The 14,230-nt window shown below is 40.4% G+C and carries 10 protein-coding genes; 3 read left to right on the top strand and 7 right to left on the bottom strand.

Features of this window, described 5'->3' with window-relative positions; genetic code table 11:
- Window positions 1-5 precede the first annotated feature (5 nt).
- Both ccoO and ccoN read right to left on the bottom strand, forming a co-directional pair.
- Window positions 6-680, bottom strand: a complete 675-nt coding sequence (gene ccoO / locus MTP24_RS09690; RefSeq protein ID WP_006794296.1) for a cytochrome-c oxidase, cbb3-type subunit II — start codon at window positions 678-680, stop codon at window positions 6-8.
- A 12-nt stretch (window positions 681-692) separates the two neighbouring features.
- A complete protein-coding gene (gene ccoN, locus MTP24_RS09685) occupies window positions 693-2,126 on the bottom strand; it encodes a cytochrome-c oxidase, cbb3-type subunit I (RefSeq protein WP_006794295.1) in 1,434 nt (477 codons plus the stop codon).
- Between the two features lie 337 nt (window positions 2,127-2,463).
- Here ccoN and MTP24_RS09680 point away from each other — a divergent pair, with 337 nt between their 5' ends.
- The 3 genes from MTP24_RS09680 to MTP24_RS09670 all read left to right on the top strand — a co-directional run bounded on the left by MTP24_RS09680 (window position 2,464) and on the right by MTP24_RS09670 (window position 7,604).
- Window positions 2,464-2,889: a hypothetical protein gene (locus MTP24_RS09680; protein ID WP_203986791.1), complete on the top strand. Its 426-nt coding sequence runs from the start codon at window positions 2,464-2,466 to the stop codon at window positions 2,887-2,889.
- A 784-nt stretch (window positions 2,890-3,673) separates the two neighbouring features.
- A complete protein-coding gene (locus tag MTP24_RS09675; RefSeq protein ID WP_203986793.1) occupies window positions 3,674-6,118 on the top strand; it encodes a TonB-dependent receptor in 2,445 nt (814 codons plus the stop codon).
- Window positions 6,119-6,251: 133 nt separating this feature from the next.
- Window positions 6,252-7,604, top strand: coding sequence for a hypothetical protein (locus MTP24_RS09670; RefSeq protein ID WP_008126399.1), 1,353 nt, complete (start codon window positions 6,252-6,254; stop codon window positions 7,602-7,604).
- A gap of 47 nt (window positions 7,605-7,651) precedes the next feature.
- Here MTP24_RS09670 and MTP24_RS09665 read toward each other — a convergent pair whose 3' ends face one another.
- From MTP24_RS09665 to MTP24_RS09645, 5 genes are read right to left on the bottom strand one after another with little or no spacing between them, the layout of a single operon-like run.
- Entirely contained in the window at window positions 7,652-7,903 is a 252-nt protein-coding gene (locus tag MTP24_RS09665) for a hypothetical protein (protein WP_008126398.1), read from the bottom strand.
- Between the two features lie 19 nt (window positions 7,904-7,922).
- Window positions 7,923-8,759 (bottom strand): peptidoglycan binding protein CsiV, encoded by an 837-nt coding sequence (locus MTP24_RS09660; RefSeq protein WP_058429101.1) that lies wholly within the window; start codon window positions 8,757-8,759, stop codon window positions 7,923-7,925.
- On the bottom strand, window positions 8,759-12,232 hold the full coding sequence (gene mfd, locus MTP24_RS09655) for a transcription-repair coupling factor (protein ID WP_243530910.1): 3,474 nt from the start codon (window positions 12,230-12,232) through the stop codon (window positions 8,759-8,761). The genes MTP24_RS09660 and mfd overlap by 1 nt, the downstream gene beginning before the upstream one ends.
- Before the next feature lie 49 nt (window positions 12,233-12,281).
- The gene (locus tag MTP24_RS09650) at window positions 12,282-13,175 is read right to left on the bottom strand and encodes a carbon-nitrogen hydrolase (protein ID WP_243530907.1); all 894 of its coding nucleotides are present in this window, start codon (window positions 13,173-13,175) and stop codon (window positions 12,282-12,284) included.
- Entirely contained in the window at window positions 13,172-14,227 is a 1,056-nt protein-coding gene (locus MTP24_RS09645) for an agmatine deiminase family protein (RefSeq protein ID WP_243530904.1), read from the bottom strand. Before MTP24_RS09645 ends, MTP24_RS09650 begins: the two co-directional genes overlap by 4 nt.
- Window positions 14,228-14,230 lie beyond the last annotated feature (3 nt).

Below are 14,230 nucleotides of genomic sequence, written 5' to 3'. Positions count from 1 at the left end.
AATAATTACTTCAAGTGCGTGCCAAGCTGTTGCAAATAAGCGATAAGGGCTTGCATTTCTGTTGCACCTTTACCGTCATTCATTGCATCAACTTTGGCAACGTCAGCTATTAGTTCTTCATCGCTACCGTAACCTAACCCCGGATGTTTTGGGTTTTCTGGGTTAATAGCGAATGTATCACGGAAAATTTGTAGTTTTTTCAGAGTTAAGCTGGTATCAACAGTGTTCTCTGCTAACCAAGGGAAACCTGGCATATTAGACTCAGGAACCACATCACGTGGGTTCACTAAGTGAGCATAATGCCAATCGTCCGAGTAACGTTTACCAACACGTGCAAGGTCAGGTCCAGTACGTTTAGAACCCCATTGGAAAGGGTGATCCCATACTGACTCGCCTGCTACAGAGTAGTGGCCGTAACGTTCAACTTCGTCACGAAAAGGACGGATCATTTGTGAATGACAGTTATAACAACCTTCACGCACGTAAATATCGCGGCCTTCCATTTCTAACGCATTTAGAGGACGTAAGCCATCTACTGGTTTTGTTGTGTCGTCTTGGAACATAAGTGGAGTAATTTCAACTAATGCACCAAAGCTGATAGCAAAAACAGTCAGTATGGCCATAAGACCAACGTTTTTTTCTACTATTTCATGTTTGTTTTGTGAATTTTTATTGCTCATCATCTCACTCCGTTATGCTAATTGTGCTTGCGCGTCTAACTTCAGTGATTCTTTTTCAGCTGAAATTGTACGGAAAACGTTATAAGCCATAACTAACATACCTGTTACGATGAATACACCGCCAACAAAACGCATTATGTAGAAAGGATGTGATGCTTCTAAAGACTGAACAAAGCTATACATTAATGTACCGTCAGCATTTACTGCACGCCACATAAGACCTTGCATTACACCTGAAATCCACATTGCAACAATGTATAAAACAACACCAACAGTGTGTAACCAGAAGTGTGTGTTAACAAGCTTAATGCTGTACATACGACCTTGTGCAAATAGTGCAGGGATAAGGTGATAAATAGCACCAATAGAAATCATAGCTACCCAACCAAGTGCACCTGAGTGAACGTGGCCTACAGTCCAATCTGTGTAATGGGATAACGCGTTCACAGATTTAATTGCCATCATTGGGCCTTCAAACGTAGACATACCGTAGAAAGATAATGATACAACTAAGAAACGAAGTACTGGGTCAGTACGCAGTTTATGCCATGCACCCGATAAGGTCATTATACCGTTAATCATACCGCCCCAAGATGGAACGAATAAGATAATAGACATAACCATACCTAAACTTTGCGTCCAATCTGGAAGTGCAGTGTAGTGAAGGTGATGAGGACCAGCCCAAATGTATAGAGATACAAGCGCCCAAAAGTGAACGACCGATAAACGGTAAGAGTATACAGGGCGACCTGCTTGTTTAGGTACAAAGTAGTACATCATACCTAAGAAACCAGCGGTTAATAAGAAACCTACAGCGTTATGGCCGTACCACCATTGAACCATCGCATCTACTGCACCTGCGTAGATAGAGTATGATTTAGTTAACGATACAGGCACTGCCATGCTGTTCACAATGTGCAATACTGCAACAGTGATGATAAAGCCAGCATAGAACCAGTTAGCAACATAGATATGCGATACTTTACGTTTAATTAAAGTACCAAAAAATACAACTGCATAAATGATCCAAACAACAGCGATTAGAATATCGATTGGCCATTCTAGTTCAGCGTATTCTTTAGAGCTTGTAATACCTAATGGTAAAGTAATTACTGCTAATACGATAACTAGCTGCCAGCCCCAAAATGAAATTGCGGCAAGTTTGTCTGAGAAAAGGCGCGTTTGACAAGTACGTTGCACGACGTAATAAGACGTCGCAAAAAGTGCACTTGTACCAAATGCGAAAATTACTGCGTTCGTGTGTAACGGACGTAGTCGAGAGTAAGTTAACCATGGTGTATCAAAGTTAAGTGCTGGCCAAGCTAATTGGGCAGCAATCAGAACCCCAATACTCATGCCAACGATGCCCCAAATCACTGTCATAATAGCGAATTGGCGTACAACTTTATAGTTATACTCAGTTTGTGATGCTACTGTTTGGCTCATTTTCTGGCTTCCGCTGCAATAAATGCGTTTAGAAATGAATTACCCACTTAAAAAGTGGGGCCTACTATTACTTCACAAGCATGTTACCTAAAACGTTCAAAGCATGAATGCTTCAGAAAACAAACTCGAGAAACCCTAATTTTTGCGAGGGAAATAATAAATTTTTTGGCCTAAAAAAGATAGGTCAATTACGTAATATTATGACATCAATCAAACTTTGTGGCTTTGTTGTCTATTTTTTGATTAGCTGAGTGCCTAAATTTGATTATTTAGTGGGCCATGCTTGTCAATTATGAGCTTGATTATTAGTATCTGCTTTTATTCGGAGCGAATTTTTATGAAAGCAACCCAATTATGTTATGTGTTTTTGCTAATTTTATTGTTGACCGCCTGTGATTTTGATAATCAAAAAGACGCAAGCATACTTGAAAATTCAAACTGCGAACCTAACCAAGAATGTACCTTCCCAAATAAAGTGAAAGTGTGGCTCAGTGATCAATCTCTATCACCTGAAACACCTTTTACAATTTTCAGCAAATTACCCAACAATACAAAAATCAGCCAAGCAAAATTAAAAGGCATAACTATGTACATGGGATTTATCCCGCAGCAGTTTGTACAGCAAGGAGATTTGTGGCAAAGCGAAACCATGGTTGGCATTTGCTCAGAGAACAATATGCTTTGGACTCTTGAATTAACTGTTATAAATACAATCACTTCAACCGAAGATACCCTTAACTATTACTTTTATGTTACTTACTAACGAGCTTTAATAATATTACGAATTAACCAGTTAACCGATCACGTTTTATCCCAAATTTGTTGTTTACCTAAGCTTATAAACTTTTCTTTTTGATAGGCTCAAACTTGGACCGGTAATACCAATGCGCAGCAAAACGTAATTAATTTAATTCACTAACCCTTTAGTCATTAGTGCTAAAATTTCAAAAAATACATCTAAAACTAATTTTTTAATTAGTCCTGTCAAAAGTGCGTAGTCACAAAGTTAAGCTTTCGCAAATGCCGGATTTGTTCCAGCCAACTAATTTGATTTATAACCATAGTTAATATCAACATCTCACATTATTCATATAGTGTAGACCAAATTTTGAGCAGTTATACCCACGCAAAATAAGCGAACTTATTATTCACTATGAACCAAAAGCTTTTCTTATGAGTTAGCAACGTTCAGGTGCTTTTACCTTTTTAATAATGGGGTGTGATTAAGTTGTTAATACCTGAATTATTGCTAAACAACAGGTGTAATTACATTTGATTACAAAGTAGAGGTGTTTGATTTCATCTGTACTTTAATTGTATAAAAATTATTTTAACTTATTAATTTTAAATTGTATTTTTATATTAACAATGAAACAAGTAGTAACCTTTGTACCTTTTTTAGGTTGGTCTTTTTTGTCTTTGTCAAAAACCACTCAAGCGTTAAGTTTTCGTTCAGTTAAGTGCGCTTAAGTTGCCTGCCGACTCATTCTTCTTATAACAAATGAGCATTACCAATCTTGGTAAATTCCAACAAGTAGGATTCTTTCATGACTAAATCGACTCTTGGTCTAGCTGTAATAGCAGCCATCCCAATGTTTTCAAGTGTACATGTACTAGCAGCAGACGAAGCTGCAAATTCAATCGAAAAAATTCAGGTCACGGGTTCACGTATCAACCGTACTGATATGGAAACAGCCAGTCCAATTACCGTTATTGGCGATGACTTTATTGCAAAAAGTGGTTTCACTTCTGTTGCCGATATTCTCTCAACTCAGCCATCTGCTGCGGGTATAAGCCTTGGTGCTTCAAGTAATAATGGTTCAGGTGGTTCTGCAACTGTTAACTTACGTGGCATGGGGTCACAACGTACCCTAGTGTTATTAAATGGTCGTCGTATGGTTTCTTCTGGTACCGGTGCAGACTCTTCAGTTGATTTAAATACCATTCCTGTTGCAATGATCAAATCAATTGAAATCTTAAAGGATGGTGCATCAGCGGTGTATGGATCTGATGCAATTGCTGGTGTTGTTAACATTATCACTAAAAAAGATTTTGAAGGTACTGAGCTTAATGTTGAAGGAAGTCGCACAACTAAGGGTGATGGTAACAACTACGGTACTAGCTTATTACACGGCATGCAGGTTGCCGATGGTAACTTAGTTGTTGGTGCACAGTTTTCAAGCCGTGGCGAGGTGATTCAATCAGATCGTAGCTTTGTGCCTGCAGGGCAGTCTTCGTTTATTCCACAAGGTACGCTAGGCGGTAAAACATACAAAGGTAATGGTGAGTTTGCAGATAGAACAACGTCGTACGACTTTACTACATCGAGTTATGCACAAACACCAAACGATCTGTACAGTTTATTTACAAGCTTTGATAAAGAGCTAGACGCTGATACCACATTCAATGTTGACCTTATGTATACACGCCGTGATTCATCACAGCAATTGGCACCTCAACCAGCCAGTGTAGATTTACTGACAGCAAACCTTGATAACGAATACACAAATGCGTTTATTGTCGACGGTGAGCTTGCCGATTCGCTAGAGTATCGCAGAAGAATGGTTGATGCTGGCCCGCGAATATACGAGCAAACAACAGACACATACCGTGCATCAGTGGCATTACAAGGTGTCTTAGATAACGATGCAAGCTGGGATGTAAGTGCTACATACGGCAGAAACGATTCTAAAGATAAAGTACAAAACTCTATTAATGCAAGCCAAGTAGAGCAAAGTATTTACGCAAACCAAGCAATTTGGTTTAGTGGTGATGCACTTAGCCGCGACTTTTTAACTGCTAACGATTCTATTTACACTGAAAGCAATGAAGGTGGAAATGAGCAGTTTATCTTATCTGCAGGTTACAGCGCACTAACCGATAACGATATTGGTTACGCAATAGGTATAGAGAACCGTTTTGAAAGTGGTTTTTACACACCCGATTTAATTACACAATTGGGCCAAAGTACAGCAGCACAGCAAGACCCTACTGAAGGTGACTATTCGGTACAGTCTATCTACTTTGAAACATCGATGCCGGTATTAGAAGTCGTGACACTTGAAGGGGCTGCACGTTACGACAATTACTCTACCTTTGGTGGTGAAACAACGTGGAAACTGGGTGCTACATGGGATGTAACAGATTCATTTATGGTTCGTTCTGTACTAGCCACCGGCTTTAGAGCGCCAAACGTTGCTGAGCTATTTGGTGGCAACTCGGGCTCTTACGATTACCTAGCCGATCCATGGGGCAACGAGCAAGACGCACAAATTTTGGTAAATTACACCAGTGATGCAGACTTACAAGCAGAAGAAAGCCGTTCGTTTACATTTGGTATGGTATGGGAAGTAGTTGACGGTTTATCTACAACACTTGACTACTGGAAGTTTGACATCACAAACGCCATCACGCGTTTAGATGTACAAAACGAAATGAACAACTGTTTTGCGGGCGACACGCAGTCGTGTGATTCGGTAAATATTACCCCAGCGGGTGATTTATCAAACTTAAGCTCTGCATTAACCAATGTTGGCTCTCAAAAAACGTCAGGTATTGATTGGAACATTGGTTACACCGCCGATAACTACCGTATTAACTTAGATACAACCTACTTGGTTGAATTTGAGCAAGATGATATTGATTACACGGGGACTATTGACGGTAACATTGGTGGCTACTCTAAAATCAAATCTAACTTATCTGTAAACTACGATTTGTCTGATGCGTTTAGCGTGCTTTATAACGCACGCTTTATTCGTGGCATGAGTGGCGACTACTACGGCGAGTCGTTCAGCACAGACAATATTATTTACCATGATATTTCAATGACGTACAACCTAAATGAGTCACTAAAAGTGACAGGTGGTATGAATAATATTTTTGATAAAGAGCCAGAAGAAGTACTAGGCGGAAATGACATGGGCACCGTACCTGAGATTTACGACGTAATTGGTTCACGAGTATTCGCAAGTATTAACTATAAGTTTTAACTGCAAACAAATACGTTAACCAGTGTTTAAGTTAAATATTTAAACGAGTAAGGCTCCGTGTTTACGGGGCCTTTTTTATTGAACAAATTACTGGAGACAAGTAAACTAAAACGAATAGAAAAAGGAGAGTTGATTGTTAAAACAAGACGAAAATTTATCTTTTGTCATTGAGCCCGAGTTAAATGCGCGTTCAGAGCAGCGTATTGATCTGTACTTTTCTATTCCTAACGAAATGGGAATAAACCCTAAAACACTGAGCGAAGAATCTTACTTCAACAATCAGTTCAAATCTCACTTAGCTTACAACGCTAACAATATTCACTTGCCATTAGTACGAAGCCGTTTTGTAAGTAAAAACAAAGGCGAACAGCAAGACTACAGGCAAAATCTAAACTTATTTTGTTACCAAGTGCGTTTAGCGCTCGATGCTGATATTAAGGATGCGCTTAAGTTAAGCGAGGCAGAAGAGTTTTATAATCGTGCAAATGAATTATTTGAGCAAAGTGAAGGCCTATTAAAAAAGCTACGCCGTTATACGCCCGATGATGAAAAGTTACTGCCGTTTTATACAAACGCAGATAACTATCTGAGTTGGCACGTTGAGCAATCATTTTTAAAATTACTAGATGAAGGCCCGCGCAGTAGCGATTTTGCTAAAGAGCGGAACGACCTTTTGCAATTTTGTAAAAGCGAAAACGTGTACAGAGCAGATAAAAACTATAACTCTGAAACCACTCTTCAAGATGCCAATCGAATCACAAATAAAATGCGTTTATTGCAACGTTTAATTGAGCATGGAGTAATACTTCAGCGCAATACTCGCTTTTTAAATAGTTACCTAAAGCGCTTAGTAAAGGGGACGGTAACCGCGGTTATTATGGCGTTTGTGATGCTGGTAATTCTTAATGCACGTTCCAGTTTTACAGAGGTAACAGCGACTCTTATTTTGATACTGGGTGTAATTTATGGTTTGCGTGAAATTTTTAAAGAAGATATCACCCGTGTAATTTGGCGCGCAATAGTTCAAGGGCGGCCAAAATGGCGATTTACCTTTAAAAATAGTATTACCAAAGACAAAATAGCCAGCCAGTTTATTTGGCTTGAGTACACGCGTTTTAAAAAAATACCGAAAGAAGTTCAAACCATTTTTTCAAAACGTCGCCAGCAAAACAAACAGGCTGCGCAATGGCTGCACTTTGCGAGTGAAACGCGCGTGTCGGCCAAAGAGTTTTTACCTGGATACGATACGTTGCAGCAAACACTGCAATTTAACCTAGCGCCATTTGCCCGTTATTTAAAACGTGGTGAAGGTAAGCTTTACCATTTAGATAGCAATAAAATATCAAAACAAGCCGTTGAGCGACGTTATCAATTAAATATGGTATTGGTGCACACAGAAGGTGATAAAACACTTTATCAGCGTTATAAAATTACCTTAAATCGCAGTAAAATAGTCAACATTGAGCTCATTTATTCTAAAAAATAAAAAAGGGGGGATAGACCACAGTCTATCCCCCTTATTTATACACGACTTTATTGAGTTAAGCCGTGCTTACTGTATAAAGTCACTTTGTCTGAAACGAGTGTAATCTCTATATTTTTAGACTCGTCGCCCCAAACACAGTTAGTATGAAGTGTTTTTTCTACGCAGTTGTCAGCACTACCTAATACAGCCTCTACTTCAGCTTTATCCATACCAATCTTAATTTTTTCGTAGTTTTCTACTGTTACTTTAGAGCATGCAGCCAGGCTTAGTGTAGCTGCAATAATTAGGAGTTTTTTCATTGTTGTATCCTATTAAGTATTAATGTTTAAATTTTCTAATTTGGACAATCATGCCCATGCGAGGGTGGTCAAAGTAATGAATTTCACCACTTATTACACGTTTAAATTGTGAAAACCGTGATGACTCTACATCACCACTTTGTAGTTTTTGGCTAATATCAAAATCTGCAGTGATAAATAAATAGTGACGCAAGTGAATTTTAAATAACCCTTCTAATTCCCATTTACTAGTTGATTCATCGGGGTCGTTAAATAAGCTAGGCTGTGGCTCTAATAAACTAACAAAGTCTGGATTTGAATAGCGCGGCACATCAAAAACGCGTGTTTTGATAAGCTCACCGGCAAATAAGTGCATGCTTGGCGCACGTGATTTACTTTTTGCTTCAAAACGCCATCCAGTATGTAAAATAGGCGTTAAGCCTTTACGGTCTAGTTGCTCAAACTGCGTTTTAAATTGTAACTGCTCTGGGGCAAGTAAGTAGGGTTGCTCCATGGTATCAAGTGCCGGTGCCACAGGTGTAACAGGTAATGTATCGTAACTTTGAACATAGTCGGTGCTTGCATCGCAAACACCCGAGCGTGGATTGTCATTAACGAGCGAATCCGTAAATGAACGCTTTTGAAAACGTGTATCGCCATCAATACAGGCTTGCATGGCTTGCTCGGTATAAAGTGGCGTTAATAAATCCAGCGTGTTTTTATCTTCAATAGCCTCGTGTTTTAAACTAAAGTCTTCTTGTAAATAGGGGGCTGGGCGCTGTTTAAATATCAGCACCTCAGCTTCAAACCAACGCTCTGCAACTGCAGTGCTGCTAAATAAGCAACATAAAACTACCAGCGATTTTTTTAGCAACATTAATGGCTAACCTTTTTTTCGAAATCTGCAATCATAGCAGTGACCATTTTTAAGCGTTCGCGGGCATTTGCCTCACTAATCGCAAAGCGCAATTTATTCGCGCCTTCCATTTTATAAATATGCGGTGCACTTTGTATCAGCCCAATAATGAAGCTAGGATTAACCTTGGTATTTTGGCTAAATTCAAAGTAGCCGCCTTTAGGGTTTGCCTCTATTTTTGTTATCCCTAAATTACTGGCTTGCATTTTAAGTTGTTGCAAACTAAATAAGTTTTTAGCTGCATCAGGTAATAAACCAAATCGGTCTATTAGTTCTACCTGTAACTCATCAATGTCGCCTAGGTTAGCACAACTAGCTACACGCTTGTACATACCTAATCGTGCATTTACGTCATGTATATAATCATCAGGCAGTAATGCAGGCAGTTTTAAGTCAACTTCAGTTTGTTTTTGTAAGAGGTTTTCAAGAGTAGGTTCTTTACCTTCACGCAGTGCATTTACTGCTTGCTCAAGCATTTCCATATACAAGCTAAAGCCAATAGTTTGCATTTGCCCAGATTGATCGTCGCCCAATAGCTCACCTGCACCACGAATTTCTAAATCGTGTGTAGCAAGTGCAAAACCAGCCCCTAAATCTTCCAATGATTCAATTGCTTGTAGACGTTTGCTGGCATCTTTTGATAATGCTTTAGGATCGCCTGTGAGCAAATAGGCATATGCCTGATGGTGGCTTCGGCCTACACGACCACGCAATTGGTGTAATTGTGCTAAGCCTAGTTTGTCGGCTCTATCCATAATAATGGTATTTGCTGTGGGTACGTCTATACCGGTTTCGATAATGGTTGTACACACAATTACATTGTATTTTTGGTGATAAAACTGGGTCATTATTTGCTCCAGCTCTTGCTCGCGCATTTGCCCATGAGCGGTAATTACATTTGCTTCAGGTACCCATTCACTTAATTCTTGCGCCACGCGTTCAATTGTTTCAACGTTATTGTGCAAAAAGTACACTTGGCCACCACGTTTAATTTCACGCAAAATAGCTTCGCGAATAAGCTCCACATCACGTTGGCGAACAAATGTTTTAACCGCCAAGCGTTTGGCCGGTGGGGTAGCAATAATAGATAAGTCGCGCATGCCACTCATTGCCATATTGAGCGTTCGAGGAATAGGTGTTGCAGTAAGCGTTAAAATATCGACATCTGCACGTAGCGCTTTAATTTTTTCTTTTTGGCGTACCCCAAATCGATGCTCTTCATCTACGATGAGTAGCCCTAAATCGTTAAATTTAATGTCTTGCTGAATAAGTTTATGGGTACCAATAACAATGTCTAGCTTGCCATTCGCCATATTTTCTAGCGTGTCTTTTTGCTCTTTGGTTGAATTAAAACGAGAAAGCACACCCACCTCGATAGGGAAGTCAGCAAAACGGTCTTTAAAATTCTCATAGTGTTGCTGCGCAAGCAGGGTAGTGGGCACTAAAATGGCAACTTGTTTACCATCGTTAACAGCAACAAAAGCTGCACGCATAGCGACCTCGGTTTTACCAAAGCCTACATCACCACACACTAAACGATCCATCGCTTGTTTTGATTGCATGTCGCCTAAGACAGCTTCAATTGCATTACGCTGGTCGTCGGTTTCTTCAAACGGAAAGCTTTCACTAAACTGGCGATAGGCTTGTCCGTCTAGGGTAAATTTATTGCCTGGTTTAGCTTGGCGCTGTGCGTATATATCAAGTAACTCTGCGGCTACATCACGAACTTTTTCTGCAGCACGTTTTTTTGCCTTTTCCCACGCATCAGAGCCGAGCTTATGCAGTGGTGCACTGCTTTCTTCGCCGCCTGAGTAACGGCTAAGCATATGTAGTGCCGACACAGGCACATACAATTTAGATTCACCGGCGTATATTATGGTCACAAATTCTGTAATTACACCTGCTGCATCAATAGTTTGTAAACCTTGATAGCGGCCAACACCGTGGTCAAGATGCACAACAGGCTGACCTTCTTTAAGCTCGGCTAAGTTACGAATTAGGGCGTCTTGGCTTGCTTCGTACTTATGTTTACGGCGTCTGCGCTGCGAGACTTTAATACCTAGCAGCTCTTGTTCGGTAATAATTGATAATGAAGGTTTAGAGCCAAGCACAACGCTTTGCTCAAGCGGACTTACAATTAAGCCTACATCACTATCGCTTTGGGTAAATTGTTCAAAGGCATCAAACTCTTTAAACTTTAAGCCGCTGGGTTTCAAAATATTGAGTAAAGACTCACGTCGACCATCCGACTCAACGCTCAGTAATATGCGACTTTTCTTCTTCTTTTGTGCTGTAACGTAATCTATAAACGCCGCATAGGGCTCGTGCTGTTTATGATCTATTCTAATTGCAGGTAATTCACATACGGATAAATTTTTATTACCCGCTTTTGTGCCCAGCTTGGCAAGCGATAAACGAATACGCGCAAATTGCCCTAAGTTAGAAAACAGCTCTTCAATTGGCTGGTATAAGGCATTTGGTTCAAGTAGTGGGCGCAGAGGATCCACTTTACGGTTTTCGTAACGAACATTAACATCGTGCCAAAAATTATCCGCAGCGTGTTCTAAATCGCCTAACTGCATAACGGTTGTATTATCAGGTAGGTAGTCAAAAATAGTGGCTAGGCTTTCAAAAAATAACGGCATGTAGTATTCAATACCAGCTGGCCAGTTTCCTTTACTAACTTGCATGTAAACAGAGTCTTGCTCCGAACTTGCACCAAATTTTTCACGGTAACCAATCCTGAAACGCTCAATATCTGACTCATTTGTTGGAAATTCATGCGCTGGCAGCAGTTCAATTTTATCTACTTTTTCATCAGAGCGCTGCGTTTCCACATCAAATAGACGAATGGTGTCTAATTCGTCATCAAAAAAGTCGAGCCTAAATGGATGCGGACTACCCATAGGGTATAAATCGACGATTGAGCCACGAATTGCGTACTCACCATGTTCCATAACTTGTTGCACGTTTAGGTAACCGGCTTGCTCTAAGTTTTGCCTAAAATTATGTGTGTCGAGTTTATCGCCTACTTTAAAGTTTATTGTCGAACCATAAATAAACGAGGCCGGAGCGGTTCGCAGCATAAGCGTAGACACAGGCACAATTAATACGCTTTGCTGTTCTTTTTTTAGGGTATTTAATGTAGCTAAACGCGCAGAAATAATATCTTGATGAGGAGAAAAATGATCGTAAGGCAAGGTTTCCCAATCAGGAAATACCATTACCGGATTATTAGGTAATAAATATTCTAGCTCTGTTTCAAGGCGCAGCGCGCTGGGAGTGTCGGGTGTAACAATTAATACTAAGTTCTCTTGCTGTTTAACACCTTCGGCAATGGCAATACTTAAACCACTTCCGCTTAGCTGCCCCCACTGAATTTTATCTTTTTGAGATTTTACCCAAGGCAAGGCTGCCCATTGCTCAAACGCCATTTATTACTCCATTTGATTGGCCCTTAACAGGCAAGAGCCATTCTTTTAGTTAGTCGCGGTATATTTTGGTAAGGTCGCTGTAGTGATCAATTCGGCGATCACGCAAAAACGGCCAGATACGTCTTACGTTTTCTGAGCGTTTTTGATCAACTTCTACCACTAATATTTGTTCATCGATGTTGTTAGCTTGCGCTAAAAACTCACCCTGAGGACCCGCAATAAAAGAGTTACCCCAAAATTGAATGCCGCTGCTATGTCCGCTTGGGTCACTCTCGTGGCCAACACGATTACAGCTAATCACCGGTACTCCATTTGCGACCGCATGGGCACGTTGACTAATAACCCATGCATCTTTTTGACGTGCTTGCTCATTTTGGTCGTCATTGGGATCCCAGCCAATAGCGGTTGGGTAAATTAATAGCTCAGCACCAGCCATAGCCATTAAACGCGCGGCTTCTGGAAACCACTGATCCCAGCATACCAACACACCTAATTTACCGACCGATGTTTGAATAGGCTCAAAGCCCAAGTCGCCTGGGGTAAAGTAAAACTTTTCGTAAAAACCAGGGTCATCAGGTATGTGCATTTTGCGATATTTACCTGCAATACTACCGTCTTTTTCAAGCACCACTGCAGTATTATGGTACAAGCCTGTTGCACGCTTCTCAAACAGTGACGCCACAATCACAATATTGAGCTCTTTAGCGAGTTCACCTAAGGTGTTACTGCTTGGCCCAGGTATGGTTTCTGCCAGGTCAAAGACATCAACGTCTTCGGTTTGGCAAAAATAAAGGCTACGATGAAGCTCTTGTAAAACAACAAGCTGAGCCCCTTTTTGAGCGGCTTCACGAATGGCTTTTATTGATTTAGCCATGTTTTCATCGGCGTTATGGTTGTTGCTTTGTTGCACTAAAGCAACGGTTAATTTTGCAGGGCTTGTCATTGTGCTGCTCCAGCTAAAAATCCACGCGGTAATTGCATTGTAATACAGTGAAGGCTACCAAATTGCTCAATTATAGGCTGGCAATTCACGCCAATAATAGTGTGCTGCGGATACGCTATTTGAACCTGTGCTAATGCACGGTCGTCGTTTACATCGTTATATGTAGGCACAAGCACTGCATTGTTAATAATTAAGTAATTGGCATAGGTTGCAGGTAAGCGTGAATTTTCATCGTCATACGCTGCCTTAGGCCACGGTAGTTCAATTAAATTATATGGGGTGTTACCTGCCGTTTTAAAGCTTTTTAGTTGGTTTTCCATTGCTTTTAGTGCGGTGAAATGCTCGTCATTTTCATCATCACATTGTACATATACAAGCGTATTGTTTGGTGCAAATCGCACTAGGGTATCAATGTGGCTGTCAGTATCGTCGCCAGCTAAATAACCGTGATCGACCCATAAAAAATCGGTGGCACCTAAATGCGTTTTTAATAAGGCTTCTATGTCTTGGCTCGATAAGTCAGGGTTACGGTTTTTGTTAAGCAAACATTCGCTTGTTGTTAGCAATACGCCGTGCTCGTTTATTTCAATACCGCCACCTTCAAGCACCATATCTAGGGCTTGGTAATCATTGTTTGCATGGCTTAGCTTTTCAACAACCGCTTTATTAATTTGGTTGTCGAGTGCGCTTTCAAATTTGTTGCCCCAACCATTAAATGTAAAATCATAGACCTTTAATTTGGTCTCATCATTAATATTTGCACATGTTAGTGGGCCATGATCGCGCGCCCAGGTGTCATTAGTGGGTGTTACAACAAAATGAACACGCTCTAAATTAATATTGGCTTGGTTAAGTAGTGCAGTGATATGTGCTTTTAAGGCTTCGTCGTGAGCAACAACAACTAAAAATTGGTAGTGTGTTATATGCTTTGCAAGCTCAACATAGACAGGCTCAACACGGGCTAGATTATCGGCCCAATCGGTATGTTTATGTGGCCAAGTTAGCATTACAGCGTCTTGCTCAGCCCATTCAGGTAAAAGTCTAAAGTTCATGGC

This window comes from Pseudoalteromonas sp. APM04, assembly GCF_022809815.1.
Classification (GTDB): Bacteria; Pseudomonadota; Gammaproteobacteria; order Enterobacterales; family Alteromonadaceae; genus Pseudoalteromonas; species Pseudoalteromonas marina.
Note: the sequence above shows the minus strand (reverse complement) of the source record. Positions and strands in the feature narration are given on the sequence as shown.

Excerpts from the sequence above, each read along its gene's own strand:
- MTP24_RS09660 (WP_058429101.1), bottom strand. The coding sequence starts at position 8,759 with ATGTTGCTAAAAAAATCGCTGGTAGTTTTATGTTGCTTATTTAGCAGC.
- MTP24_RS09645 (WP_243530904.1), bottom strand. The coding sequence starts at position 14,227 with ATGAACTTTAGACTTTTACCTGAATGGGCTGAGCAAGACGCTGTAATG.
- MTP24_RS09675 (WP_203986793.1), top strand. The coding sequence starts at position 3,674 with ATGACTAAATCGACTCTTGGTCTAGCTGTAATAGCAGCCATCCCAATG.
- ccoN (WP_006794295.1), bottom strand. The coding sequence starts at position 2,126 with ATGAGCCAAACAGTAGCATCACAAACTGAGTATAACTATAAAGTTGTA.
- mfd (WP_243530910.1), bottom strand. The coding sequence starts at position 12,232 with ATGGCGTTTGAGCAATGGGCAGCCTTGCCTTGGGTAAAATCTCAAAAA.
- MTP24_RS09665 (WP_008126398.1), bottom strand. The coding sequence starts at position 7,903 with ATGAAAAAACTCCTAATTATTGCAGCTACACTAAGCCTGGCTGCATGC.
- MTP24_RS09680 (WP_203986791.1), top strand. The coding sequence starts at position 2,464 with ATGAAAGCAACCCAATTATGTTATGTGTTTTTGCTAATTTTATTGTTG.
- ccoO (WP_006794296.1), bottom strand. The coding sequence starts at position 680 with ATGAGCAATAAAAATTCACAAAACAAACATGAAATAGTAGAAAAAAAC.
- MTP24_RS09650 (WP_243530907.1), bottom strand. The coding sequence starts at position 13,175 with ATGACAAGCCCTGCAAAATTAACCGTTGCTTTAGTGCAACAAAGCAAC.